General features: G+C 63.6%; 21 protein-coding genes. 10 read left to right on the top strand and 11 right to left on the bottom strand.

The window, feature by feature from the left end:
• Positions 1-82 precede the first annotated feature (82 nt).
• Positions 83-1,306 carry a glycosyltransferase 87 family protein gene (locus tag HMPREF2604_RS01075; RefSeq protein WP_070562430.1) on the top strand — a complete coding sequence of 408 codons (1,224 nt, stop codon included), beginning with the start codon at positions 83-85 and terminating at the stop codon, positions 1,304-1,306.
• A 165-nt stretch (positions 1,307-1,471) separates the two neighbouring features.
• Here HMPREF2604_RS01075 and HMPREF2604_RS01080 read toward each other — a convergent pair whose 3' ends face one another.
• The 3 genes from HMPREF2604_RS01080 to HMPREF2604_RS01090 are packed head-to-tail and all read right to left on the bottom strand — an operon-like array spanning position 1,472 to position 3,687.
• Positions 1,472-2,608, bottom strand: a complete 1,137-nt coding sequence (locus tag HMPREF2604_RS01080; protein WP_070562434.1) for a glutamate--cysteine ligase — start codon at positions 2,606-2,608, stop codon at positions 1,472-1,474.
• A gap of 48 nt (positions 2,609-2,656) precedes the next feature.
• A complete protein-coding gene (locus HMPREF2604_RS01085) occupies positions 2,657-3,406 on the bottom strand; it encodes a LytR C-terminal domain-containing protein (RefSeq protein ID WP_070562489.1) in 750 nt (249 codons plus the stop codon).
• 26 nt (positions 3,407-3,432) lie between these two features.
• Positions 3,433-3,687 (bottom strand): DUF3263 domain-containing protein, encoded by a 255-nt coding sequence (locus HMPREF2604_RS01090; RefSeq protein ID WP_070522640.1) that lies wholly within the window; start codon positions 3,685-3,687, stop codon positions 3,433-3,435.
• Between the two features lie 16 nt (positions 3,688-3,703).
• On the opposite strand from HMPREF2604_RS01090, the gene HMPREF2604_RS01095 reads away from it, so the two are divergent.
• From HMPREF2604_RS01095 to HMPREF2604_RS01110, 4 genes are read left to right on the top strand one after another with little or no spacing between them, the layout of a single operon-like run.
• Positions 3,704-4,318 (top strand): peptide deformylase, encoded by a 615-nt coding sequence (locus HMPREF2604_RS01095; protein WP_070562492.1) that lies wholly within the window; start codon positions 3,704-3,706, stop codon positions 4,316-4,318.
• Positions 4,318-5,316, top strand: coding sequence for an N-acetylglutamate synthase, CG3035 family (locus HMPREF2604_RS01100; RefSeq protein WP_070562437.1), 999 nt, complete (start codon positions 4,318-4,320; stop codon positions 5,314-5,316). Before HMPREF2604_RS01095 ends, HMPREF2604_RS01100 begins: the two co-directional genes overlap by 1 nt.
• A 5-nt stretch (positions 5,317-5,321) precedes the next feature.
• Positions 5,322-6,131: an exodeoxyribonuclease III gene (locus tag HMPREF2604_RS01105; RefSeq protein ID WP_070562440.1), complete on the top strand. Its 810-nt coding sequence runs from the start codon at positions 5,322-5,324 to the stop codon at positions 6,129-6,131.
• A 6-nt stretch (positions 6,132-6,137) separates the two neighbouring features.
• The gene (locus HMPREF2604_RS01110; protein WP_070562443.1) at positions 6,138-7,601 is read left to right on the top strand and encodes a phospholipase D-like domain-containing protein; all 1,464 of its coding nucleotides are present in this window, start codon (positions 6,138-6,140) and stop codon (positions 7,599-7,601) included.
• A 232-nt stretch (positions 7,602-7,833) separates the two neighbouring features.
• Here HMPREF2604_RS01110 and HMPREF2604_RS01115 read toward each other — a convergent pair whose 3' ends face one another.
• The 4 genes from HMPREF2604_RS01115 to HMPREF2604_RS01130 are packed head-to-tail and all read right to left on the bottom strand — an operon-like array spanning position 7,834 to position 11,236.
• On the bottom strand, positions 7,834-9,009 hold the full coding sequence (locus HMPREF2604_RS01115) for a multidrug effflux MFS transporter (RefSeq protein WP_070562446.1): 1,176 nt from the start codon (positions 9,007-9,009) through the stop codon (positions 7,834-7,836).
• Positions 9,006-9,770, bottom strand: coding sequence for an ABC transporter permease (locus HMPREF2604_RS01120; protein ID WP_070532165.1), 765 nt, complete (start codon positions 9,768-9,770; stop codon positions 9,006-9,008). Before HMPREF2604_RS01120 ends, HMPREF2604_RS01115 begins: the two co-directional genes overlap by 4 nt.
• 5 nt (positions 9,771-9,775) lie before the next feature.
• Positions 9,776-10,708, bottom strand: a complete 933-nt coding sequence (locus HMPREF2604_RS01125; RefSeq protein ID WP_070532162.1) for an ABC transporter ATP-binding protein — start codon at positions 10,706-10,708, stop codon at positions 9,776-9,778.
• A gap of 39 nt (positions 10,709-10,747) precedes the next feature.
• Positions 10,748-11,236: an NUDIX domain-containing protein gene (locus HMPREF2604_RS01130; protein ID WP_070532159.1), complete on the bottom strand. Its 489-nt coding sequence runs from the start codon at positions 11,234-11,236 to the stop codon at positions 10,748-10,750.
• Between the two features lie 84 nt (positions 11,237-11,320).
• Here HMPREF2604_RS01130 and HMPREF2604_RS01135 point away from each other — a divergent pair, with 84 nt between their 5' ends.
• The 3 genes from HMPREF2604_RS01135 to HMPREF2604_RS01145 are packed head-to-tail and all read left to right on the top strand — an operon-like array spanning position 11,321 to position 16,469.
• Complete coding sequence (locus tag HMPREF2604_RS01135; protein ID WP_070562449.1) at positions 11,321-12,757, top strand: hypothetical protein; 1,437 nt, start codon at positions 11,321-11,323, stop codon at positions 12,755-12,757.
• Positions 12,757-13,848, top strand: a complete 1,092-nt coding sequence (locus HMPREF2604_RS01140; protein WP_070562452.1) for a glutamate ABC transporter substrate-binding protein — start codon at positions 12,757-12,759, stop codon at positions 13,846-13,848. Before HMPREF2604_RS01135 ends, HMPREF2604_RS01140 begins: the two co-directional genes overlap by 1 nt.
• Positions 13,848-16,469 carry a tetratricopeptide repeat protein gene (locus HMPREF2604_RS01145; protein WP_070562456.1) on the top strand — a complete coding sequence of 874 codons (2,622 nt, stop codon included), beginning with the start codon at positions 13,848-13,850 and terminating at the stop codon, positions 16,467-16,469. Before HMPREF2604_RS01140 ends, HMPREF2604_RS01145 begins: the two co-directional genes overlap by 1 nt.
• 24 nt (positions 16,470-16,493) lie before the next feature.
• Here HMPREF2604_RS01145 and HMPREF2604_RS01150 read toward each other — a convergent pair whose 3' ends face one another.
• On the bottom strand, positions 16,494-17,714 hold the full coding sequence (locus HMPREF2604_RS01150; RefSeq protein ID WP_070562459.1) for an acetate kinase: 1,221 nt from the start codon (positions 17,712-17,714) through the stop codon (positions 16,494-16,496).
• A complete protein-coding gene (gene pta / locus HMPREF2604_RS01155; protein WP_070562462.1) occupies positions 17,715-19,079 on the bottom strand; it encodes a phosphate acetyltransferase in 1,365 nt (454 codons plus the stop codon).
• Positions 19,080-19,427: 348 nt separating this feature from the next.
• Here pta and HMPREF2604_RS01160 point away from each other — a divergent pair, with 348 nt between their 5' ends.
• Complete coding sequence (locus tag HMPREF2604_RS01160; RefSeq protein ID WP_070562465.1) at positions 19,428-21,536, top strand: glucose PTS transporter subunit IIA; 2,109 nt, start codon at positions 19,428-19,430, stop codon at positions 21,534-21,536.
• A gap of 143 nt (positions 21,537-21,679) precedes the next feature.
• Positions 21,680-22,507 (top strand): PRD domain-containing protein, encoded by an 828-nt coding sequence (locus tag HMPREF2604_RS01165; protein WP_070445754.1) that lies wholly within the window; start codon positions 21,680-21,682, stop codon positions 22,505-22,507.
• On the opposite strand, the gene HMPREF2604_RS01170 is transcribed toward HMPREF2604_RS01165, so the two are convergent.
• Positions 22,504-23,352 carry a class F sortase gene (locus HMPREF2604_RS01170; protein WP_070562468.1) on the bottom strand — a complete coding sequence of 283 codons (849 nt, stop codon included), beginning with the start codon at positions 23,350-23,352 and terminating at the stop codon, positions 22,504-22,506. The genes HMPREF2604_RS01165 and HMPREF2604_RS01170 overlap by 4 nt on opposite strands.
• A gap of 203 nt (positions 23,353-23,555) precedes the next feature.
• Positions 23,556-23,972, bottom strand: a 417-nt coding sequence (locus HMPREF2604_RS14020) for a hypothetical protein (RefSeq protein ID WP_210383595.1), incomplete at its 5' end; no start/stop codon positions are given.

The raw sequence follows: 23,972 nt of genomic DNA on the forward strand, positions 1-23,972 counted from the left end.
GGGCGCCTTCTCCCAGGAAATGAGGGCGAATTAATATAGGCTGCAAAAGGCAATAATTGGTGGTCATCCGAGGAGAGTCGACGTGAAGAAGCTGCAAGGCGTACCAACGATATGCACTGTCCTCGCGCTGTGCATCGCTGTGATGGTGTACAAGTTCAGCCAGTTCGATGGGCCCCATGCCTTCATCAATATCCTCCCCTTCGACCTCTCCATCTACCGCATGGCGGGCGAAGACCTCAACGCGGGCGGCCTGCTTTACGACGCCCCCTACATCTTCGAGTTCCCCTTCACGTACCCGCCCTTTGCGGGGTTGCTGTTTAAGGTTTTGCCCTTCTTCAGCAAGGGTGCGCTGACCTTTATGTGGCCCTCGCTCATGTTCCTGGCGGTGTTGGCGATCATCATCATGATCTTCCGTGAGCGGGGCATGAAGGTGACCCCGGCGGCCGTCCTGGTAGCGGTGCTGCTCACCGCCCTGACCCCGGCGAATGAGGCGATGCACGGCTCGCTGTACTACGGGCAGGTCAACGTATTCTTGATGCTGCTCGTGGCCCTAGATTTCCTGCCGATTAAGCGCCGCCTGCCGGGCGTGGGTATTGGCTTGGCCGCGGGAATCAAGCTGACCCCGGCTTATATGGGGTTGGCTTTGCTCTTTGAGAAGCGCTGGTGGGCCGCCGCGGGGGCGGTCATTACCTTCCTGGTGACCGTCGTGCTCGGTTTCCTCTTCGTGCCCGATGCAATGGATTTTTGGACCGACGCCATGTTCAACTCCTCCCGCGTGGGCGAGCACGCCAACCCCGGCGCGAAGTCGCTGCGCTCGCTCATGTACCGCGTTCTAGGCGTCGACGGCGGCATCTGGTGGCTGCTGGCGGTCATCGTGGTCTTTGCGCTTACCTGCCTGGCGCTTCGCACCGCATACCTGCGCGGCAACCGCTCGGCGGCTTTCGCGTTGACGGGCCTGAGCACCTGCTTGGTCTCCCCCTTCTCGTGGTACCACCACTTCGTGTGGACCATCCCCTTCGTGGTCATGGTCTTCGTATCGGTCAACCAGGCGCTCAGCGCGCGCCTGTCCGGTAAGTTCGGCGAGCAACTCGCCGGCCTCGCCTCCGTGGCGGCACTGTTCGTGGTGTCGCTGCCGTTTATGTCGGTGCCAGTGTGGTTCACCATGTCCACGGCCAACCTCGATGCGATCAAGTCCTTCCAGCCGTGGGCGACCTCGCTGTGGACGCTGTCCTGCGTTGCCTTCATCGCCGTCTACGCGGTGTGGGGCTTCGTCGCGCCGCGCAAGCGCGCGGTGGCGGAGAGCTAGGGGACGTTTCGATCAAATAAGGGGGCAAAACCCGCCCGTTTTAGCGCACTATTTGATCGAAACGTCCTCGTCGAGGCGAGGCAGCTTCCCAAAAGGACGTTTCGATCAAGTAAGGCCCGGAAAACCATCAGTTTCCGGGCCTTGATTGATCGTTCGGTACTCAGGCTAGAGCGGCAAGAGCTGCTCCATCTCATCCGCGGTGGCCTTGACCACCTTCTGCCAGCTGCCGGTCTCCTCGTACAGGCGGCGCTGGCGCTCATAGCCCGCCCCGGAATCGATGATTTCCTGCACCAGCTGCAGCTCCCGGGCACAGCCCAGCTCCTCGGACAACGGGGCCAGCTCCACCAAGAGATCCGCCAGCTCGTCTTTGATCCAGCGCTCATCGGTCTCGCGCGAGGTGATGACCAGCGCGTCCATGCCATAGCGCGCACCGCGCCACTTATTCTCCGCCACGTGCCACGGCTGGAGAGTCGGCAGCTTCTCGCCCGCGTCGATCATGCGGTCATAGTGCACCACCAGGCAGTGCGTCAGCGCCACGATGGCGGAGAGCTCGCGAAGGTTGGAGGCGGCGTCGGAAATGCGCACCTCCACCGTGCCCCACTTGGAGGCCGGGCGAACATCAAAGTGCATCGATCCCGTGTGGTTGATGACACCCGAAATCGCCTGGTCCCGCATGTAGGATTTCCACTGCTCCCAGTTCTCAAACTGGTAGGGCATGCCCGCAGTGGGCAGCTGTTGGTAGAGCATCGTGCGGTTGGAGGCATAGCCGGTATCGAGCCCTTCCCACCCCGGCGAGCACGCGGAGATGGCCAGCAGGTGAGGGTACTTCGTCATCAGCGCATTAATGATGGGCCACACGCGTTCCTCGTGGCTGATGCCGACGTGCACGTGCGTGCCCCACAGCAGCATCTGCTGGCCCCAGTACTGGGTGCGGTTGATGATTTCGGAATAGCTCTCCTTCGCGGAGACGGGGTTCTTCCGGAAGTCCGTGAAGGGGTGCCCACCCGAGGCCCACAGGCGCACGTCCATGGAATCGGCCGCCTCACGCACTGCGCTGAGCGACGCCCGAAGGTCCCCCATCGCCTCCGGCACCGTCCGGCACACCCCGGTTACCAGCTCCACCGTGTTTTGGAGGAATTCCTTTTCCAGGTGCACGGAGGGGTGGGAGGCGCGGACAACGTCGATAAGCTCGGCGCCGCGCGGCACGAGATCCCAGGTCACGGGGTCAACGAGGGCAACTTCCCACTCGACACCCAGCGTGGGCTCGGGCGAACGGGCGAAGTTCTCTTCCGGAATATTCACCCATTCATCCTATCCACCAACAGGGTGAATTTAATAAGTTTTTATTCCCTAGGCTTGGGGAACGGCGAGGACCACGACGACGGCATCGCCCTTGGTGTAATCCCCGGTCAGCTCGGCCGGGTACGGCGCGATGGCTTCCGCCGGAACGTTGCCGCCGTAGTACTGGGCGGCGACTTCCTTGGCCAGGTTCTCGGCCGCGGCATCACCCTGCGGGAAGAAGATGGTGGTCTTCGGTGCGACGAGGACCTCATCGCTGATGTTTCCTACCTCGGCGACCTTAAACTTTTCGCGCTTGAGGCGCTCAGCCTCATCGGCGGCGTAGTTGACGCGGCCGGAGTTGTTGTAAACGTTGACGGGGATCTCCGCCTGCGGGCGATCGGCATTGCCTGCGGGTGCACCGGCCTCGGCGTTCTCACCATGCTCAGCGCCGGCCTCAGCAGCGTTCTCCGAGTCAGCGTCGGCATCAGCCGGGCGCTCGTTCTCGTCGGCGTCCTTATTCTTGTCGGCTTCGCCCGCAGCGCCGCCGGTATGGGCGTCGCCCTCGGCGCCACCGGTGGCGGGTCCGGACACGGCGGCGTCGTTGGCGGGCGCGTCCTGGGCGGTGTCCTCGGAGCTATCCGAGGTCATGGCGTAGAGAGCCCACATGCCGAGCATGACGGCCACGGCGATGAGCACCATAGCGACACCACGCAGCGGGAGCTTGCTAGCGGAGGCCGGGGCGGCGGCCGAGTCGGACTCGGCGGCGTGGCGCGCGCGGTCAGCGGACGAGGCAGAGTTTTCCGGATTCACATTAGTCACATTGGTCACTCTAGTATCTGTGGGCCCTAGTCCGGCGCATTGTCGCGTGCGGCGCGCCGGATGTCCTCGCGGGCGTCGCGAAGCCGGCGCAAACGGGTGACCAGCAGCGGGTAGGAGGCGTGCGCGGCGGGGTTGTCGAGCAGCACATTGAGGCGCTGGTGATAGCGCACCGGAGTAATGTCCAGCTGCGTGCGGATGGCCTCCTCCTTCGCGCCGATATCGCGCGGGGCGTGGGACTCGAACTCCAAAATCGCGGCGTCTAGGTCTGACAGGGAATGCATGCTTAAACTGTATTCCATGACTATTCGTCCCATCGTTATCCACGGCGACCCGGTCCTCCACAACCCCACCGATCCGGTCACCGAGCCCATCGACTCCCCCGAGCTGCAGGAGCTCATCGCAGACATGCACGAAACCATGGATGCCGCGCACGGGGTCGGTCTAGCCGCAAACCAGATCGGCGTGAACAAGCGCCTCTTTGTCTACCACTGCCCCGACACCGACGGGCCAGATGGCACCGAGCTTCCCGAAGGCGGCATGCGGCGCGGCTGCGTGATCAACCCGGTGCTGGAGACCTCCGAGATTCCGGAAACCATGCCGGCTGACGACGGCTCCGAAGACGAAGGCTGCCTCTCCGTTCCGGGCGAGGGCTTCCCCACCGGCCGCGCCGACTGGGCCCGCGTGACCGGCAAGAATGAAAAGGGCGAGGACATCTCCATCGAGGGCTATGGCTTCTTCGCGCGCATGCTGCAGCACGAAACCGGCCACCTCGACGGCTTCGTTTACACCGACGTGCTTACCGGCCGCTACAAGCGCCAGGCCAAGAAGGCCATTAAGCGCAACGGCTGGACCGAAGCCGGGCTTACCTGGCTGCCGGGCGAGGACGAAGACCCCTTCGGGCACGAGGACTAATGTCCCGCATCTTCCGCTCCGATGCCGTCCAGGTGGGCGAGCGCGTGGTGGCCCGGCGCGATTTCGGCGGCGTGCACAGCGATGTCATCGGCCACGTGCTCAGCGTAGATCCGCTGGTCATCCGTCCACAGGAGGTGGGCGGCTACCCGTCTTCACTCGACGCAGTAGAGATTCCGCCGGAGCAGCTCAAGATTATTAAGCGCCTCTCCCCGCGCACGGTGCGCAATTCCGATATCCGCGCCGTGGAGGTGGCCACCGCAGCCGCCTTCCCGGGCAAGGAGCACACGTGGACCTCCGATGGCCAGTGGCTCATGCGCGCGGGCGATGGCGTGACGGGCCGCTCCAATTCGGCGGTGCCGCTGGGACCTTCTGCGGGTTTCCTGCCGGTGCCTTTCGATGAGATTGAAGCCTACTATGCGCGCCACGATCTTCCGGTGTGCTTGGCCATCCCGGAGCGCATCGGCAAGTCTGCTGAGAAGCTCGTGGCGGCGCAGCCCGAAGCGTGGGAGCTCGAACCGGAAATCCTGGTGATGGTCCGAGACCTGGATGAGCTGCCCGTGCTTTCCGACGTCCACTTCGCCATCGATGAGCAGCCCGATTCCGAGTGGCTCAACCTCTACCACTTCCGCGGCCAAGCTCTGCCACCGCTGGCACTGGAGTACCTACGCAGCCACATCGAGGGCACGATGGGCTTCGGACGTCTCCTCTCCCCTGCGGGCGAAACTATCGCTATTACGCGCGGCACGCTCACCGAATCCGGGGACGGCACCGTGTGGCTGGGTTACTCCGCCGTGGAGGTGGCCGAAGGCTGGCGCCGCAAGGGCCTGGGCACCGCGCTGGGCGCGCACATGCTGGCCTGGGGCAAGGCACAGGGCGCGGAGAAGGCCTACCTGCAGGTCGTAGCGCACAACACGGCAGGCATTCGGCTCTATGAGAAGCTCGGCTTCTTAGAGCAGCACCGCCACCGTTACGCCCGCCGCCTGCCTCAAGTACCCTAAACTACATGCGCATAGCTTCGTGGAACATCAACTCCGTTCGCACCCGCCCGCAGCGCGCGGTGGATCTTCTGGCAAAGCACGACATCGACGTGCTTTGCCTGCAAGAAACCAAGGTGGCGGATGCAAAGTTCCCCCGTGAGCCTTTTGAAGAGGCCGGCTACCACGTCACCTGCCACGGGCTGAACCAGTGGAATGGCGTGGCCATTGTGTCTAAGGAGGAGCCGGAGAAGGTCCAGACCTTCTTCCCCGGTCAGCCGGGGTTCCACAAGGACACCGCCAAGGAGCAAGCGCGCGAGGCCCGGGCGGTATCGGCCCGCATCCGCGGGATTGAGATCTGGTCCCTCTACGTTCCCAACGGACGCGAGATCACGGACCGCCACTTCGACTACAAGCTGGACTTCCTCTACGCGCTGGCACGCTATGTGGAGACCCGCGCGCAGTCGAAACTCTTGCTCACGGGTGACTTCAACATTGCTCCGCGCGATGAGGACGTCTGGGATATGTCCCTCTTCCGCGGCAAAACACACGTCACCGAACCGGAGCGCGCGGCCTTCCAGATGTTGGAGGAGGCCGGGCTTGAGGAGGTCACACGCCGCTTCACCGAGGAAGACCGCTGGACCTACTTTGATTACAAGTCCTTGCGCTTCCAAAAGAACGAGGGCATGCGCATCGATTTCCAGCTGGCCAGCGAGCCGCTTGCACACCTGGTCCAAGGTGCCCAGGTGGATATGGTTGAGCGCGCCGGCGACAAGACCTCCGACCACGTGCCACTGATCGCAGATTTCGATGTCCCCGATTTCGCATCGGTGCGCTAGCCTGCCATGAACCTCAACATCGATCTCTCCGTCTGGCAGCTTGTGCTGCTGATCATTGACTACGGCATCAAAATCATCGCCATCGGCGTGGTCCCCGAAGGCCGCCGCCCGTCTAGCTCCACCGCTTGGCTGCTGGCCATTCTGGTGCTGCCTATCGTAGGCCTGCCCCTGTTCTTGCTCATGGGCTCGCCCTATATCAACCGCCGGCGCCACCGCATCCAGCAAGAGGCCAACGCACTGCTTAACGACGTCACCGCCTCCACCCCCAACCACCCCTCCGGGCGCCTCTCCCCGGAGGTGGAATCCCTCATCCAGCTCAACCGCAACCTCACCGGGCACCCGGCTCTGATTGGGCATAACAAGGGCTTGCACGCTTCCTATGAGGAGGCCATCCTGGCCATGGCCCGTGCGGTGGACCGCGCTGAGAAATACGTGCTCATTGAAATCTACATCCAGTCCTGGGATGAGGTGACCGATGTCTTCTTCCAATCCCTCGCGCGCGCCCGCCAGCGCGGCGTGGAGGTCAAGCTGCTGCTGGATCAGATTGGCAGCCTGAAATACAAGGGTTACTTCACGCTGGGCAAGCGCCTTACCGAGATTGACGTCGATTGGCGGCTCATGCTTCCGCTGCAGCTGCACAAGGGCCGCTTCCGCCGCCCGGACCTGCGCAATCACCGCAAGATCGTGGTCATTGACGGCCACACGGGTTTCTTGGGCTCGATGAACATGATTAAGCGCGAATACAAGACGAAGGACCGCGCATGGATCGACTACATGGTCGAGATGACCGGCCCTGTGGTGACGTCCTTGGCCTCGGTGTTCGCGGTGGATTGGTACCTGGAATCGGAGGAGCAGCTGTCTTTGGACATGCAGCCCTATGACGACGCTATGACGGCGGACTCCAACCACCTCCAGTTGGTCCCCTCCGGGCCCGGTTACACCACGGAACCTAACCTGCGCATGTTCAACTCGGTGGTGCACCACGCTAAAGAGAAGCTCATCCTTTGCTCGCCCTACTTCATTCCGGACGAGTCCCTCTTGGAAGCGGTCACCACCGCGTGCTACCGCGACGTTGAGGTGGAGCTCCTGGTTTCAGCGAAGGCGGACCAGTTCATGGTCAACCACGCGCAGTCCTCCTACTACCAAGCACTTCTGGAGGCTGGCGTGCGGATCTTCCAATTCCCCGAGCCCTTCGTGCTGCACTCCAAGTTCATCCTGGCGGACCCGAATCTTCCGGAGCGCGATCCACTGTGCATGTTTGGTTCCTCCAACATGGACATGCGTTCCTTCGGCCTCAACTATGAATCAACGATGCTGGTGGCCAAGGGCGACCTCATCGAGAATTTCACCCAGCTGGCCAGGAATTACAAGAAGGTCTGCCACGAGCTCACCCTCGAGGAGTGGAACGAGCGCGGACTGCTGCGCCGCTACGTGGACAACGTCATGCGCCTGACCTCTGCGCTGCAGTAGCAAGCACATGCGGGCCCACACCTTGCTGCGGTAGGGCAGCATGGACCTGCAGATGGTTCCAGCCAGAAGTCTCCAGTCAAACGGTTCCAGTCAAACGGTTCCTCTGGGGGCAAACAAACCTTCTGCGAGGCGGTAGATGGTTCGTTTGGGGGCAAACGAACCATATGACTAGAACCATCTCTGAGAATGACAAGGCGCCATCTGGGAGATGCCTTATGCTCAATGGCGTACGCTAGGCGGCGCCTTGGGCCAGCCGCGTAGACACCACAAGGCCGCACAGCGAGATGAAGCTGCAGCACACCATTCCGGTGGCCATGGTCAGCGCCGCATTTGAGCCCCAACCCATGAGCGGGCTGATGGCGCTGGCCAGCAAGGACTGACCAAAGCCCATGATGGCGGACACGCTGCCCGCACGCGGACGCATGAGGCCCGTGGCCAGAGCGGTGGCGTTGCCCATGATGAAGCCGGTCGGCGCCACACACGCAAAGAGCACGAGGAGGCACACCCACACCGGGGCGCCGAGCAGCACCGACAGCAACAAGAGCGCCCCACACGCAAGAACGCCGCAAACACCGACGCGCAGCATGACCGCCGGGGAGACCGAATCCATGGCTCGCGAATTCACCAGCGTGGCCATAAAGAGGCCCACGGAGTTGATGCCGAAAACCAGCGAATAGCCCAGCGGCGAAAAGCCCCACTGGTTCTGCACCACGAAGGCCGAGGCCGCGATGTAGCAAAACATCGAGCAGAAGCCGAAGGCCATAGTCACCAGGTAGCCCCACACCCGGGCATTGGTCAGGACCGCCCAGTAATTGCCCGCCACCGTGCGGAACAGCCCGGCGCGGGAGCGGCCGCCCGCGGTTTCCGGGACGATGGCGATCGCCAGCACCAACTGCACCGCATGCAGCCCGGCAAGCACCCAAAAGATGCCGCGCCAGCCCAGCGGCTCCGCCAGGACACCGCCGAGCACCGGGGCCACCGCCGGCGCGATGCCCTGCAGCGCCATGAGCAGCGAATAAGCCTTCGCGGCAGCCGCGCCGTGCACGAGGTCAGGTACCACCGCGCGGGCGAGCACCACGCACGCGCCGCCGCCGAGGCCCTGCAGCACGCGGGCGGCCACGAGCACCGTGGCGGTCGGAGCCAGCGCCGCCAGCACGGAGGCCACCAGCGCGAGGCAGGCACCGGCGATGAGGAGGCGTTTGCGCCCGATGGCGTCGGAAAGCGGGCCCATCACCAACTGTCCCACGCCCATCCCGATGAAGAAGCCCGAAATGGTCAGCTGGACCATCGCCCGGGTGGTGCCCAGATCGGAGAGGATCTCCGGCATCACCGGCAAGTACATATCAGTGGCAAAAGGCGCTGTTGCGGACAACAGCGCCAAGGTAGCCAGGAGTGGAAAAGGAATCACGCGTCGCGCTGCTCCAGCACGATGACGCCGAAAATCCACAGCACCGCGGCCCAACCGAAGAAGACGAGGGCCTCAAAGCCTACCGATGACCACGGCGCGTTCTCATCTACATAGTTCACCGCCCAGTTCTGGAAGGCAGTAAAGGGCATGAAGTGAATGGCCTTATCGCCCACCGTCGGCAGCACACGCACGATGTTTTCCAACCCCAAGTACAAGATGAGGGAAATCGCCACCGTGCCGGCGGTCTGCCGCAACAGCATGCCCAGGCCCTGCACGAAGGCAACCACGCCGAAGGCCGCGAGCGGGAAGGACCACAGCATGTATTTGCCGTCCTCGCTGGCAAAGGGCTGGAAAGCCTCCGCCGCCGATTCATTCGTCGTCATATCCGCCAACACGAAGATGTACACCAGGCTCAAGAAAGCAATAATGGCCGCGATGACGCCGTAGAGCAGCAGCTTGGCACAGGCCACTGTCCAGCGCTTCGGGTTGGTCATGAAGGTCAAGGATTGCGTCTTATAGCGGTATTCCGTGGTCACCACCATCGCGCCCTGGATCATTATGATCGGCATGCCCATGAGCAAGAGGATGGAGGCCAAGGCCCGCTCCTGCAGCGGGCTAATGCCCAGCACCGCCTCCCCCGCGTTGAGCGAGTTCAGCAGCGTCCAGCCGGTCACGATGAGGAAGATGAGCGCCGTGGTCCACCAGAAGGACTTCGTCGTGCGCAGCTTCGTCCACTCCGCATGCACAGTGTTGAAAAACATTAGCGCTATACCCCTTCCTTCGGTGCCGCCGCCTGGTACTGCACCGCGCGTTCCGTCATAGTCACGTAGGCCTCTTCCAGCGAGGCGCGGTGGAGCGTCAATTCCGTCAGCGGCACACCCGTGGAATAAGCCAGCTGACCCACGTAATCCGTGGTTTGGTTCGGAATGACCAAGGTGCGGCGCTGCTCCTCATCAACGGACTCGCTATACGTGATGCCGGCCTCCTTCAGCGCCGAGCCGAACTCGCGCAGGTGCTCCGAGCGCACGATAACCGAGGCACTGGAGTTTTCCTTGACAAAGTCATAGGTGCGTTGATTAGCCAAGAGCCTGCCGCGGCCAATCACCACGAGGTGGTCCGCGGTTTGCGCCATCTCCGCCAGCAAGTGCGAGGAGATAAGCACCGTGCGGCCCTCCGCCGCCAGCGCCCGCACGAGCGAGCGCACCCAGCGAATACCTTCCGGATCTAGGCCGTTGACCGGCTCATCCAGGATCAGCACGCCCGGATCCCCCAACAGGGCGGCCGCCAGGCCGAGGCGCTGGCCCATACCGAGGGAGAAGCCGCCAGCCTTCTTGCCGGCAACATCAGCCAAGCCCACAAGACCCAGCACCTCGTCGACGCGGGAAGTAGGAATGCCATTGGCCTGCGCCATCCACAACAGGTGGTTGGCGGCGGTGCGGTTGGCGTGGACGGCTTTGGCGTCGAGAAGCGCGCCCACCTCACGCAGTGGGTTCTTCAGCTCGCGGTAGGGCTTGCCGTGCACCAGAGCAGTGCCAGCGGTGGGCTTGTCCAAGCCCAGAATCATGCGCATCGTCGTTGATTTTCCAGCGCCGTTTGGTCCCAGAAAACCGGTCACTTGTCCCGGCTTCACCTGGAAGGTGAGGTCATCGACGGCGCGGACAGACTTGTACTGTTTGGTCAGTCCGGCTACTTCAATCATGCCCTACAGCGTGCCACAGGTTCCCGCCGCGCGCCTGTATCAGCTGCTGATTTCCTCCCAGCGCTCCAGCAAACGCGGCAGCGCTTCCCGGAAGGGAGCCAAGAGCTCTAGCTCTTCTACCTGGCTAAACGGCACCCAGCGCAGCTCGGCGGATTCCTCATTGGCGGTCACCGCCAAGCGCCGGCCAGAAAGTGTCCGCGCCAACACCGTGGTATAGGTCCAGCCTTCCTCGAAAGGCCCAGAGGTGACCAGCGCATCCAGCACCTCGACGTCTGAGGCCGAGATTCCGGTTTCCTCCGCCGTCTCCCTCAGCGCTGCCTGCTCCGGGGACTCCGGCTTATCCCGCGCCCCGCCCGGAATTCCCCAGGTCCCGCCATTATTCGTCCACGTGGCACGGTGCTGGAGCAACACCTCATCCCCCGCCACCAAGAAAAGGCCAGCAGCTCCAAACTTGCCCCATACCGGCACCCCGCCCGGCCCCTTAGACCAGCCATCACCGGAGAGTTCTGGGTTTACGCGTGTACACATGCCTTCCACGATACGTCAGAAGCAGCCCGCGCCACCCTGCCCCAAATCATCGCGCGACGCGCTCAAGGGCGCTATCCTAAGGGAATGACCGGCCCGGCCACCGAACTGCGCGAGCACTCCCCCGAATCATGGGGCGATCACTGGCTCGATGAAGTCACCGAGCCCGCCAGCCCGGCGTTTAGCCGCCCGACGCAGCTGGCCATGAGCTCCTTCGCCGGCCCCGCGCGCGTCATCCGGCGCCTCTACAGTTTTGCGGCCACCACGCCCGGCAAGCTTTTTACGGTCACCGTCATCCTCACCGTCGCGCTGGCGGCAGCCGGCTTTTCCATGTCTTCATCCTCGGCTTCAAGGCACGATGACCTGGATACCTTGCTGCCCTCCACCGAGCCGATGTCGAATGCGGCTCACCACCTCTACACCAACCTGTCCCTGGCGGATACCGTGGCCACCACCGGCTTCGTGCAGGCGGGTGTGGAGCCGGAGGTGAACCGCAACCGCTATAACGAGGCCATCGATGCCGCCTCCGTCGCCGCCACGGAGGCCATCGTGGGCACCTCCGCGGAGGATGAGCGCGTGCGCGAGCTCGTCACGTTTATCCAACGCAAGCTGCCGGTGTATACCGCGCTCGTGGAAAAGGCCCGCGTCAATCACCGCGCGGGCCACGCCGTGGCGAATTCCTATATGTCGAACGCCTCGGCGCTCATGCGGACCCAGATCCTCCCCGCCGCCGCGGAGCTGTTCACCTTGACGTCGGAAAAGGTGAGCCAACAGCAGCAGCGCCTGACCCGCCCGCAGTGGGTGCCACTATCTGGTCTGGTCGCCGCTCTCATCTTCCTCGGCCTGGCGCAGTGGTGGCTGTGGCGGCTGACCCGCCGGCGCTTCAACCGCGGTTTCGTGGTGGCCACGGGCCTGTTGTTCCTGGCGCTGGTGTGGGCCTCCGCCTCCAACTTCGCCACGTGGGCCTCGGGCCACCAGGGTTTCGAAACGGTGTCGCGCCCCTGGGACTCGCTGACCGCCTCCCGCATCGAGGCCCAGCAGATGCGCACCTCGGAGACCCTCGCCCTGGTCCTGCGCTCCTCTCAGCAGGACATGTCCGTGCACTTTAATTCCACGGTGTACTCCGTCAACCAGGCCCTGCGGGACTATGAGCAGGCGCTTGTCGACGACGACTTCCCCTCCTCCGATCCCACCCTGATTCCCCACGCGAAGCAGGCAGTGGAAGATTGGACGACCACGCACGAGAACTTCATGGAGGATCTCTCCATGGGTGACTACGATGCCGCGCTGTACCAGGCCACCGCCATCGATCCGGACGGTGCCCCCACCGCCGCCAGTGCTTTCAACGCCGTGGATAATTCCTTGGCCGCGCTCATCGACCAGGCCCGCGACGCCATGCGCACCTACCTGGTCCAGGGGCTCAACGCCATGACCATGGTGTCTACCGGCGTGCTCCTGGCCACCTTCGGCGCGATTATCGCCGTGTGGTTGGGAATCCGTCCCCGTCTGCAGGAGTACCTGTGATGCGCCGCCCTACCACGAAACGCCCAGCCTGGACCGCGGCCCTGCTCGTGCTCAGCAGCGCCGTGGCACTCAGCGCTTGCGAGCCGGAGCCGCCCAGCGCGCCGGATCCCATCCTGCCGTCTACCGCGAACCTCGATTCCACGCCGGGCCCGCCGCTACCGGAGGATGCCATCATCGAGCCCGCCGGCAGCGGTGAGGTGTCCAAGCAAAGCGATGCCGAAGCCTACGGCTCCTACCGCCCGGACGATAAGACGCCGAGGGAGCGCGTGCCCGAGATCCTGGAGCGCGGCCGGCTCATCGTGGGCGTGGACCGCTCCAATAACCTGCTCAGCTACCGCGATACCGCCACCGGCGAGGTCCGCGGCTTCGAGGTCGACATCGCCCGCGAAATTGCACGCGATATCTTTGGGGATCCCAACAAGGTGGACTTCCGCTTCGTGGAAGCTTCCGAGCGCGCGCGTGCCCTCAACGACCGCACGGTAGACATCGTCATCCGCACCATGACGATTAGCCCCACACGCCAGCGCGAAGTCGCCTTCTCCATTCCCTATATGCAAACGGATGCCCGCTTGCTGGTGCTGAAGAACTCCGGCATTCACTCCATCGCGGATACCGCCGGGTTGACCTTGTGCGCGACGAAGGGTTCCACCATGGTGGACGCGATACGCAAGCACGCGCCTACTTCCGATATCTTGGAGACCCGCGCCTGGGGCGATTGCCTCATGGCGCTGCAGCTGGGGCAAACGGACGGCATCGTGGTGGATGATGCCCTGCTCTCCGGGATGCTGGCGCAGGATCGCTACACGGAGATCGTCGGCGATCCCCTCGAAAGCCAAAGCTATGGCGTGGCCGTGCGCAAGCCCGATGGCTCTTATGACTCGCGCCCGCTCATCCGCCAGGTCAACTCCACACTGGAGCGTATCCGCAAAGACGGGACCTGGCAGCAGCTCTTTAACGAGTGGCTCGGGGATTACATGGATCAGCCCGTGCTCCCGGCGCCGAAGTACCTCGACGAGACCCCGCCAGCGACGGAATCGGAATCGAGTTCCCCAACCAGCAATCAGCCCGGTGAGAAGAAGGAGGGGCACTAATGTCGCACCGCTTCAGCGAGGATGAGCTCGACCACCTCACGCCCGAAGAGCACGAGACTGCGCAGCCCGAAGCCGCAGATCCCGGAGCCGTGGAGCCCGAAACTCCTGCCGACGCCACCCAGGCCGTGCGCTTCGATCCCTTCGCCGATGAGGAGGACGATTTTTCGGAGGACCACCACCTCACCGCGTCGCCCGCGGAATCCGGCGGCCAGAACGCAGCAGCGCCCGGCGCCAACAACGCGGAAGCCTCAGACCGCACCGCGGCAGTCCCCTTCGATCCCTTCGCGGATGACCTCGAGGAAGAGGAGGACCTCGGCGCCACCGGCGCCGTCCTCTCCCCAGCGGACCGTCCCGGCGCGCACGGCACCGCGACGGGCAAACCCGACGACGGCGAATACGTCGATTCGGATAACATCGCGGCACTCATCGAGGAGCTGGGGCAGCTGCGTGATCGTCGCAAAGCAGAGGACCCCTCGCGGGCCTCCCGCCGCCGCGCGCTCGATACCTTCCGCCAGCGCCGCGCCACCAAGCGCACCGACCGCGAGGTGGCCGATGGCATGGCTACCTTGCCCTTCGTGGTCCCGGTAGATCCCAGCGAGGCGCTCATCGATCCGCAGGATGCGCCCCGCGCCGCCCCGCCGCAGCTCAAGCCGGGCGACATGGTGGCCGGCCAGTATGAAATCCTCGGCGTGCTCGCCCATGGCGGGTTGGGGTGGATCTACCTGGCCAATGACCACTTCGTCTCCGGGCGCATCGTGGTGCTCAAGGGCATGCAATCCACCAACTCCGCCGAAGAGACAGCGACTGCGGAGGCGGAGCGCGAGTTCCTCGCGGACATCACACACCCGAATATCGTGAAGATTTTCAACTTCATCGATGACCCCCGCGTCCCCGGCGGCTTCATCGTCATGGAATACGTGGGCGGCCCCTCGCTCAAGCAGCGCCGCAACGACCAGGTCAATGACCGCTTCCCGGTCGACACCGCGATTGCCTACATCCTGGAAATCCTGCCCGCCTTGGACTACCTGCACGCCCGCGGCGTGGTCTACAACGATTTGAAGCCCTCCAACATCATCGTCACCGAGGACCAGGTCAAGCTCATCGATCTGGGCGCGGTCTCCGGCATCGGCGCCTTCGGCCACATCTATGGCACACAGGGTTTCCAGGCCCCGGAGATCGCCACCCAGGGCCCCTCGGTGGCCAGCGATATTTACTCCATCGGCCGCACACTGGCCTGCTTGACGTTGAAGCTGCCGGTGGAGGATGGCGTCTATAAGCCCGGCCTACCCTCCCCTACCGAGGAGCCGCTGCTGCGCCGCTACCTCTCCTTCTACCGCCTGCTGTTGCGCGCTACCGATCCTGACCCGGAGCAGCGCTTCGCGTCCGTGTCCGAGCTCCGCAACCAGCTCTTCGGAGTGCTGCGTGAGGTCATCGCGCTGTGCGATGGCATCCAGCACCCAGCCCAACACTCCGTCTTCTCCCCGCAGCGTACGACCTTCGGCACGAAGCACTTGGTCTTCCGCACCGACCAGCTCATCGACGGCATCGACCGCACCGTGCGCATCACCGCCCCCGAGGTGGTCTCCGCGCTGCCCATCCCGCTCATCGTCCGCTCCGATATCGGCGCCCCGCTGCTGCAGGGTTCCTCCTACACCGAGCCACAGGAAGCCTTGGAGACCCTGCGACAGGCCATGCAGACTCCGGAGTACGAGGAGTCCGCGGAGATTCCCCTCGGCGTGGTGCGCGCCATGATTGATCTGGGATACATCGGCCAGGCACGCGAGTGGCTGACCTCCATCGAGGAGCGCTTGGGCAAGGACTGGCGCTTCCACTGGTACTCGGGCGTGACCGAGCTGCTGCTGGATAAGTACCGCGAGGCTCAGGCCCATTTCGCCCACGTCCTCGACGTGCTGCCCGGTGAGGCCGCCCCGAAGCTGGCCATCGGCGCGGTCAACGAGCTCATCCTGCAGCAGCTGGGTTTTTCAGAAGCCGCGCTTATCGACGCCTCCGTCGCCCGCGCCTGCGCCAACCTCACTACGTCGCTGGCGGATCTGCCCAACGATGCTTTCGAGGATCAGCCCGGCATCTGGGATCACGTCACCGATGATCCGGCCCACCTGCGCTTCAACTCTCTGCGCCTCTACGGCATCGTGTGGGCCACGAACCCGACGACGGTCTCCTCCGCCTTCGGCCTGGCCCGCCAGCTGCGCGCCGAGCACCAGGTTGAGCTCGCCGTGGCCACCTTGGATAAGGTGCCCAATGCGTCGCGCCACCACCGCATGGCCCGTCTGACCACGGTCCTGCAGCTCATCGTGCACGATCTCTCCGAGTCCCGCATCCGCCGTGCTGCCCGCCGCTTGGAGGAGATTCCGCAGAACGAGCCGCGATTCTTGCAGATCAAGATTGCGGTCATCTCCGCCGGGCTGACCTTCTTGCGCGAGGCAGGCCTCGACGCCGCGGCCTCCCCCAACGATCTCTTCGAGTTCCCCTTTACCCAGCGCGGCCTGCGCTATGGCCTGGCGGATACCCTGCGGGCACTGGCCCGCCAGGCACCGTTTGCCCGCCACCGCTACGCGCTGGTGGACTTGGCCAATAAGGTCCGCCCGGTCACGATGTTCTAGACGTCGGCATAGCCGACGCCCGGCCTAGTACAGGCCCGCCTCCCGAGCCATGGCCGCAATGCCCGCGGACTTCTGCGCGATGGCCAGCTCCTCGTTGGTCGGCACCACGAAGACCTTGACCTGGGAATCCGCGGTCGAAATCATGCGCGGCTCCTTCGAGCGCACGAGGTTGGCTTCCTTATCGAAGTCAATGCCGTACATGTCCAGGTTGTACAGCGAATCCTGGCGGACCTCAGTATCGTTCTCACCCACGCCGGCGGTAAACGTAATCGCGTCCACGCGGCCCAGCGCAATCATGTATGCACCGATGAAGCGGCGCAGCTGGTGGATGTAGATGTTATAGGCCAGCCAGGCATCCTGGTCCTCGTTATTGATGCGCTCGCGCAGCACGCGGAAATCGTTGACACCCGCAATGCCCTTCACACCGGAGCGCTTGTTCAACAGGTTATCGATCTCATCGATCGACATCCCTGCCTCACGGGAGAGGTGGAAGATAATACCCGGGTCAATATCGCCCGAGCGCGTGCCCATGGCCAGACCCGCCAACGGGGTCAGGCCCATCGAGGTATCAATCGGGCGGCCGTTGCGAATCGCCGCCGCCGAGGCACCGTTGCCCAGGTGCAGCGTGATCTGGTGGACGTGGCCCGGGTCGCGGTCCAAGAGCTTCGGCACCTGCTGCGAGACGAACTCGTGGGAGGTTCCGTGGAAGCCGTAGCGGCGGATATCGTACTGCGAGGCCACATCGTTATTGATGGCATAGAGCGCGGCCGCCGGCGGCATGTGGTTGAAGAAGGCCGTATCGAAGACCGCCACGTGCGGGATATCCGGCAGCAGCTTGCGCGCCACGCGGATGCCGTCCAGGTTGGCCGGGTTGTGCAGCGGCGCGAGCGGGATGAGGTCCTCGATCATGGACTCGATCTGATCCACGATGAGCTGCGGCTCGCTGAACAAGCGCCCGCCGTGCACAACGCGGTGGCCCACGGCGATGACCTCGACATCCGTCGGGCCTACGCCGTGCTCGTGCATGATGCCGAAGGCGCGGTCAAGGCCGAAGGAGTGGGTAGGAATCTCCAGCTCTTCCTTGTATTCCTCACCGCCCGTCTTGACGGTCACCGCACCCTGCGGCTCACCGACCTGCTCCACCAAGCCGGAGACCAGCGGGGTATCCGTGGCCGAGCTTTCCGGGTCCACCAGCTGGAATTTAACCGAGGAGGAACCCGAGTTGAGAACGAGTACGTACGCCATCTATTTCACTCCTGCCTGGATAGCGGTAATAGCCACCGTGTTGATGATGTCCGGAACCGTCGCACCACGCGAGAGGTCATTGACCGGCTTGTTCAGGCCCTGCAGAATCGGGCCCACCGCCAGTGCGCCACCGGTGCGCTGCGCCGTCTTATAACCGATGTTGCCGGCCTCCAGGTCCGGGAAGACGAAGACCGTGGCCTTACCCGCAACGTCGGATTCCGGCGCCTTCTTGGCAGCCACGCCGGGGTCACAGGCAGCGTCGAACTGCAGCGGACCATCCACCGCCACGGAGGAATCGATGCCGCGAGCCACCTCGACGGCCTGCGTCACCTTCTCCACATCCGGGCCAGCGCCCGAGGTGCCCGTGGAGTAGGACAGCAGCGCCACGCGCGGGTCCAGGCCGAACTGCGCGGCGGTCTGCGCGGAGACGATGGCGATCTCACCGAGCTGCTCCGGGGTCGGGTTCGGGTTCACCGCGCAATCACCAAAGGCCCACAGGCGGCCCGGCATCACCATGAGGAAGATGGAGGAAACCACGGAAGCCTCCGGCTTGGTCTTGATGATCTGGAAGGAAGGCTTAATGGTGTGCGCCGTGGTGTGCGCCGCACCGGAGACCATGCCATCGGCCAAGCCCTTGTGCACCATCATCGTGGCGAAGTAGGACACGTCCTTCATGGTCTCGCGCGCCTGCTCCAGCGTCACGCCCTTCTTCTTACGCAGCTCCGCAAAGTCCGCAGCGAATTCCTCCGCCAACGGGGATTCGAGGTGGTTGATGATCTCCACACCGCTCAGGTCGATCCCGAGTTCCTGGGCGCGCTTTTCGACGCCCCCGTCACCCAGAATCGTCAGCTTCGCCACCTTGCCCTTGATGAGCTCACCGGCGGCCTGAAGGATGCGGTCATCCTCCCCCTCCGGCAGCACGATGTGCGCCCCGATTTCGCGGGCCTGATCCAGAAGCTGCTTCTGGAAGAGCTCGGCGCACATATAGGGCTCGATGTCCTCCAGGGAAGAAATCGCACTGGGAACGGAGGAGACGTCGCCCACCGCGCCCACCACGGTGGCGCCCACCGAGCGCGCGTGCTCAAGCGCCAGCTCCGCGGCGCGGTCAGGCGCGTCGGAAACCAGCACGAAGGGCAGGCCCAGAGCGGCCGCGGCCTTGGCGTCAAAGTCCATAACGCCTGTGCCCTGAAGGACCAGGTTGCCCGCGGGGGCGTTGTCCAAAACCTCGCTGAGCGTGGTTCCCAAGTCATCGACCTGGGCGAAGGTGGCTCCTAGTTCCTGAGCCACAGCAGCAACGTCCAAGCCGTCGAAGCCGCGCCCGATGACGCTGATAAAGGCAGAATTGCGTGAGGACTTGGCGGTCATGACCAACCTTTCTCTGCATAGAAGGTGTGTACCCGGGGTCACAATTTGGGACACACAGTGACACTACGACACTTTCACAGTACGGGAACACATCCCTGCTCGCCGCCCGCTTGACGCTTTTCCTCATCAACTTCCCAGGCCACCGACACCTAAGCCGGGACCACAGTGTGCTATCCCACAGTAACTTGTCTCCCGTGAGCACCCCGGAGTAGGCTCCTAACCAGGATTGTTACTTCGGGCAAGACCTAGGCTCCCCACTCTTAGCCGCGTGGGGATGGTTCGCTATGAACCATTGTGGCCTAGGTCTTTTGTGGTTTTCACAGGCCCTTAACTCGCGAAAGGATTCTCATGTCGACTGACATTCGCTCGGCAGCCGAGGCCATCCTGGATGGCATCGGCGGGGCGGAGAACATCACCTCTCTCACGCACTGCGCCACCCGCCTGCGCTTTGAGCTGGCTGATGCCTCCAAGGCAGACAAGGAAGCACTCGAGGCCATCCCCAAGGTTATGGGTGCCGTGCCCCAGGGCGGCCGCAACTACCAGGTTGTCATCGGCGGTGACGTGGCCACGGTCTATGACGAGATCAAGGCCCTCCCGCAGATGAAGAACCGCAACCAGTCCGGCGGCCAATCTAATGACGATGTCAAGGCCGCCGCCCGCGCCAAGTCCAAGGGCAAGCTGCCGTGGATGGACGCCTTCTTCGAGTACCTCTCGGATTCCTTCCGCCCCATCCTGGGCGTGCTGCTGGGCGCTTCCCTCATCATCGCCTTCGCCTCCGTCCTGGATGCTTTCGGCGTCGTGGACTTCCGTTCCCCGGACAAGCCGGCCTCCTGGTTCTTCGTGGACGCCATGTGGCGCTCCGTGTTCTACTTCCTGCCGGTGATGGTGGCCTACAACGCTGGTAAGAAGCTGCGCATCGACCCGTGGGTCCCGGCCACCATCATGGCGGCGCTCTTCACCCCGGAGTTCCTGAATCTTTCGGAGAACCCCGCCGTCCAGTGCGTCACCAACGACACCCTCGGCGCTGAGCAGTGCTCCATCGAAATCTTCGGCATGACCATGCAGCTGCAGGACTACGGCGGAAACGTCTTCGTCCCGCTCATCATGGCGGCCGTCGCCGCGCTCTTCTACAAGGGCTTCCAGAAGATCATCCCGTCCGCGGTGCACATGGTCTTCGTTCCCTTCCTGACCCTGCTCGTCCTCATCCCGCTGACCGCCTTCATCATTGGCCCGTTCGGCGTGTGGGCCGGTAACGGCATTGGCGCTGGCCTGTCCTGGATGAATGACAACGCCCCGTTCGTCTTCGCCCTGGCCATCCCGATGCTCTACCCGTTCCTCGTCCCGCTGGGCCTGCACTGGCCGCTCAACGCCCTCATGCTGGTCAACATCCAGACCTTGGGCTATGACTTCATCCAGGGCCCGATGGGCGCATGGAACTTCGCCTGCTTCGGCGCTACCGCTGGCGTGCTGGCACTGTCCATCCGTGACCACGACACCGTGATGCGCCAGACCTCCGGCTCTGCCCTCCTGGCTGGCCTGCTCGGCGGCGTGTCTGAGCCTTCCCTCTACGGTATCCACCTGCGCTACAAGAGGATTTACCCGCGCATGCTGGTGGGTTGCTTTGCTGGTGGTCTGACCGTGGCCCTGCTGACCCTGGGCACGAACGGCATTACTACCGACGCCTTCGTCTTCACCTCCCTGCTGACCATCCCGGTCTTCACCCCGATGGCCAAGTACGCCATCGCCATCGCAGTGGCCTTCTTCGTGGCCTTCTTCCTCATCCTCTTCACCGACTACCGCACCCCGGAGGAGCGCGCTGAGGCTAAGGCCGCCCGCGAGGCAGCCGAGAAGGCCGAGCTCGACAACGCCAACGCCGCCGACAACGCCGCGCTTGCCGACGCCCCCGCAGCAACCGCCGCTGCCGGCGCTGGCGCCGGTGCCGCCACCGCAACTGCCACCAAGGCTGATGCTCCGGCCAAGGCCGCTGCGCCCGCCGCTGGCACCACCACCGACATCGCCTCCCCGGCTGCCGGCAAGGTTGTCCCCATGGCTGAGATCAACGACCCGGTCTTCTCCGCCGGCACCCTGGGCGACGGCGTGGGCATCGTCCCCGAAAACAACGAGGTCTACGCCCCCGTCAGCGGCACCGTGATGAGTGCCATGAAGTCCGGCCACGCCTACGGCATCAAGACTGAGGACGGCGTGGAGGTCCTCGTCCACATCGGCATCAACACCGTGAAGATGAAGGGCGAAGGTTTCGCCCCAGCCGTCAAGAAGGGCGACACGGTCAAGCAGGGCGAGCTGCTTGCCACCGTTGACTTCGCCAAGGTCACCGAAGCCGGCTACGACACCACCATCGTCCTTGCCGTGACCAACACCAAGACGCTGTCCGCCGTCACCCCGGCTGGTCTGAACCACGCCGCCGCTGGCGATACGGTCATCACCACGACCCGCTAAAGGACCCACTAGGGAACCTTTAGCACGCCTCTAACGATCCCTGACTAAGCTGGCTCGATGGAACCACCATCGTGGCCGGCTTTAGTCGTTTTAGCCCCAACCGGCTAGCCTTAACCGGTTAACCCCAACCAGAAAGGTGCCTTGTGCAACTGTTGCGAGTGTTCAATAACAACGTCGTGCTCGCACGCCGCGGCGCGGAGGACGTGATCGTCACCGGACGCGGAATCGGCTTCCAGGCTCACCCCGGCACTGAGGTTGACCCGGCGAAGGTGGTCAAGGTCTTCGTACCGGATTCTGGCCGCGACCCGGACCACCTGGCCGCCATGATCGCCGGCATCCCCGGCGAGTACGTGCAGTTAGTCATCGATGCCATGCACTCCGTCGACATGTCTGAGGCACTGCGCAGCAAACTCACTCTGGTCGTGGCGATTGCGGATCACATCCACGGCGCGGTCAGCCGCGGCAACACCGTGTCCTATCCATTGGAAGCTGAGGTACGCCACCTCTACGCCGATGACTTTGCCCTCGCACAGCAGCTACTCGACGCCATCAACAGTGGCCTGCACAAACCACTGGCTCCTGATGAGGCCGTGGCCATCACCCTGCACCTAGTCAACGCTGGGTTCGCGGTGGGGGATCTCTCCGGCACCTACCGCATGACGGGCCTCATCCAACAGATCCTGGCCGTCATCGGTTCCCACAACGATACGGAGCTCAACAGCGAGGACATCTCCGTCGCCCGCTTCATTACCCACCTGCGCTATCTCTTCGTGCGCATGGCGGAGCACCAGCAGCTCGACTCCGACGACCGCCAGGTAGCCACCGCCATCTCCGCCCGCTACCCCGATGCCGTCGAGACCGCCCAGATGGTAGCCAACCTGATTGAGCTGCGCCTCGACAGCGCATTAACCCCCGATGAAGTCTCCTACCTGACGCTGCACATCGCGCGCCTGGAGGAGGCCTCCGCCTAAGCCACCGGCACCTCAGCGCCACCTTCCACCGGTGCCACCGGCTCGGCTACGGTGATGATGTTGTCCTCGTAGCCCAGCTGGCCACCAACAAACTTGCCACCGCAGGTGATGAGGACCAGGCGGTTCTCTCCCTCCGTGTCATTGACCACGTCCGGGAAGCCCGCGCCCTTCTGCAGACGGTACGGTGCCTCAGTCACGCGGAAGCGGCGCTCCTCACCATCGATGAAGACGGTGAACTCCTGGCCCTGCTCCAGGGTGGTGAACTTCTCGGCGAAACCTGTTCCCTGCCCCTGGTAGTTGATGTGGCCGGTAATAACGCTGGAGCCAACCGGGCCAGCAACTCCCGGGACAGCGGATGCGGAGTACCAGCCCAAGCGCTGCACATCGCGCGGGGGAATCAGCATGCCGGTATCAGTGACCTGAATCGGGTCCACCGCGGCGAACTCATCGTTGATGCCCAGGGACATGGCACCAAAGCCACGGAACTCACCCGGTGCGGCATCAATCTCCTGATCCTGCTCACCGGAGTCATCCACGAAGGGATCACTGTTCGTCGTGGGTGCGGCAGACTCAGAGCTTTGCGACGTCTCCGCCGAATCCCCTGCATTATCTTCCGCAGAATCATCGCCATTGCGGCCCGCATAGATCACCAATTGCACGATGACCAAGATGATCGCAATGAGCGCCACCAGACCAATGAGGAGCTTCTTATTGCCCTTCTTCGGCTCGCCCGCTGACTGCTCCTCACCGGCACGGTGCTTCGCTGCGGCAGCCTCCCCGGCAGTCTCACCCGTGGAATCGGAGGGGTATTCCGGAATATCGTTCTGTTGGCTTTCGTCAGCCATAATCTCTGCTCCTTGTTCCTGTCTTCTAATTATGGGCGTCTAGCTTCTAAAAGTCTTCGCTATGGGGTTTCGCTGTAAACAATAGTCTAAGAGTCATACGACGAATCCCCTCCAGCGTTTTCACCCTGGAGGGGATTGTCCTAATCATTGTCTGCCCCTACCACGCCCAGCCGGTGAGGGCCGGGATGGTGTTGCAGTGCGGACTACTTGATGAAGTCCTGCATGCCTGGGTCAAGCTGGGTTGCACCAGAAGGTACGTGCTTGATCTCCACGCGGTGCGTGTTGGACGGCACCGGCTGACCGAAGTCCTGCGGCTGGTTGGCAGCATCCTCCGGCGGGGTTGCATCCAGGACGGTAACCTCGCGGTCATCGCGGCCGGTGTTGTCATGGGACTCACCGTGGTTGTTGCCACCATCGTGGCCACCATTGCCACCATCATGGCCACCGTCGGAGATGATCTTGATCAGGCCCAGACCCGGGATGAGCAGCAGCCACCACGGCAGGTCCTTCTTCGAGCTGCCCTTGTCTCCATCATTGTCCTTGCCGTCGCCCTTATCCGGGGTGTCGGAAGGCTTGTCGGAGTCAGAGGTAACCGTCTGGTTCTTGTCGTTGATGTCCTT

The sequence above is a fragment of the Corynebacterium sp. HMSC055A01 genome, assembly GCF_001809405.1.
In the GTDB taxonomy this organism is placed as follows: domain Bacteria; phylum Actinomycetota; class Actinomycetes; order Mycobacteriales; family Mycobacteriaceae; genus Corynebacterium; species Corynebacterium hesseae.

Excerpts from the sequence above, each read along its gene's own strand:
- HMPREF2604_RS01135 (WP_070562449.1), top strand. The coding sequence starts at position 11,321 with ATGACCGGCCCGGCCACCGAACTGCGCGAGCACTCCCCCGAATCATGG.
- HMPREF2604_RS01095 (WP_070562492.1), top strand. The coding sequence starts at position 3,704 with ATGACTATTCGTCCCATCGTTATCCACGGCGACCCGGTCCTCCACAAC.
- HMPREF2604_RS01145 (WP_070562456.1), top strand. The coding sequence starts at position 13,848 with ATGTCGCACCGCTTCAGCGAGGATGAGCTCGACCACCTCACGCCCGAA.
- pta (WP_070562462.1), bottom strand. The coding sequence starts at position 19,079 with ATGACCGCCAAGTCCTCACGCAATTCTGCCTTTATCAGCGTCATCGGG.
- HMPREF2604_RS01130 (WP_070532159.1), bottom strand. The coding sequence starts at position 11,236 with ATGTGTACACGCGTAAACCCAGAACTCTCCGGTGATGGCTGGTCTAAG.
- HMPREF2604_RS01110 (WP_070562443.1), top strand. The coding sequence starts at position 6,138 with ATGAACCTCAACATCGATCTCTCCGTCTGGCAGCTTGTGCTGCTGATC.
- HMPREF2604_RS01125 (WP_070532162.1), bottom strand. The coding sequence starts at position 10,708 with ATGATTGAAGTAGCCGGACTGACCAAACAGTACAAGTCTGTCCGCGCC.
- HMPREF2604_RS01120 (WP_070532165.1), bottom strand. The coding sequence starts at position 9,770 with ATGTTTTTCAACACTGTGCATGCGGAGTGGACGAAGCTGCGCACGACG.
- HMPREF2604_RS01090 (WP_070522640.1), bottom strand. The coding sequence starts at position 3,687 with ATGCATTCCCTGTCAGACCTAGACGCCGCGATTTTGGAGTTCGAGTCC.
- HMPREF2604_RS01140 (WP_070562452.1), top strand. The coding sequence starts at position 12,757 with ATGCGCCGCCCTACCACGAAACGCCCAGCCTGGACCGCGGCCCTGCTC.
- HMPREF2604_RS01100 (WP_070562437.1), top strand. The coding sequence starts at position 4,318 with ATGTCCCGCATCTTCCGCTCCGATGCCGTCCAGGTGGGCGAGCGCGTG.
- HMPREF2604_RS01160 (WP_070562465.1), top strand. The coding sequence starts at position 19,428 with ATGTCGACTGACATTCGCTCGGCAGCCGAGGCCATCCTGGATGGCATC.
- HMPREF2604_RS01150 (WP_070562459.1), bottom strand. The coding sequence starts at position 17,714 with ATGGCGTACGTACTCGTTCTCAACTCGGGTTCCTCCTCGGTTAAATTC.
- HMPREF2604_RS01105 (WP_070562440.1), top strand. The coding sequence starts at position 5,322 with ATGCGCATAGCTTCGTGGAACATCAACTCCGTTCGCACCCGCCCGCAG.
- HMPREF2604_RS01170 (WP_070562468.1), bottom strand. The coding sequence starts at position 23,352 with ATGGCTGACGAAAGCCAACAGAACGATATTCCGGAATACCCCTCCGAT.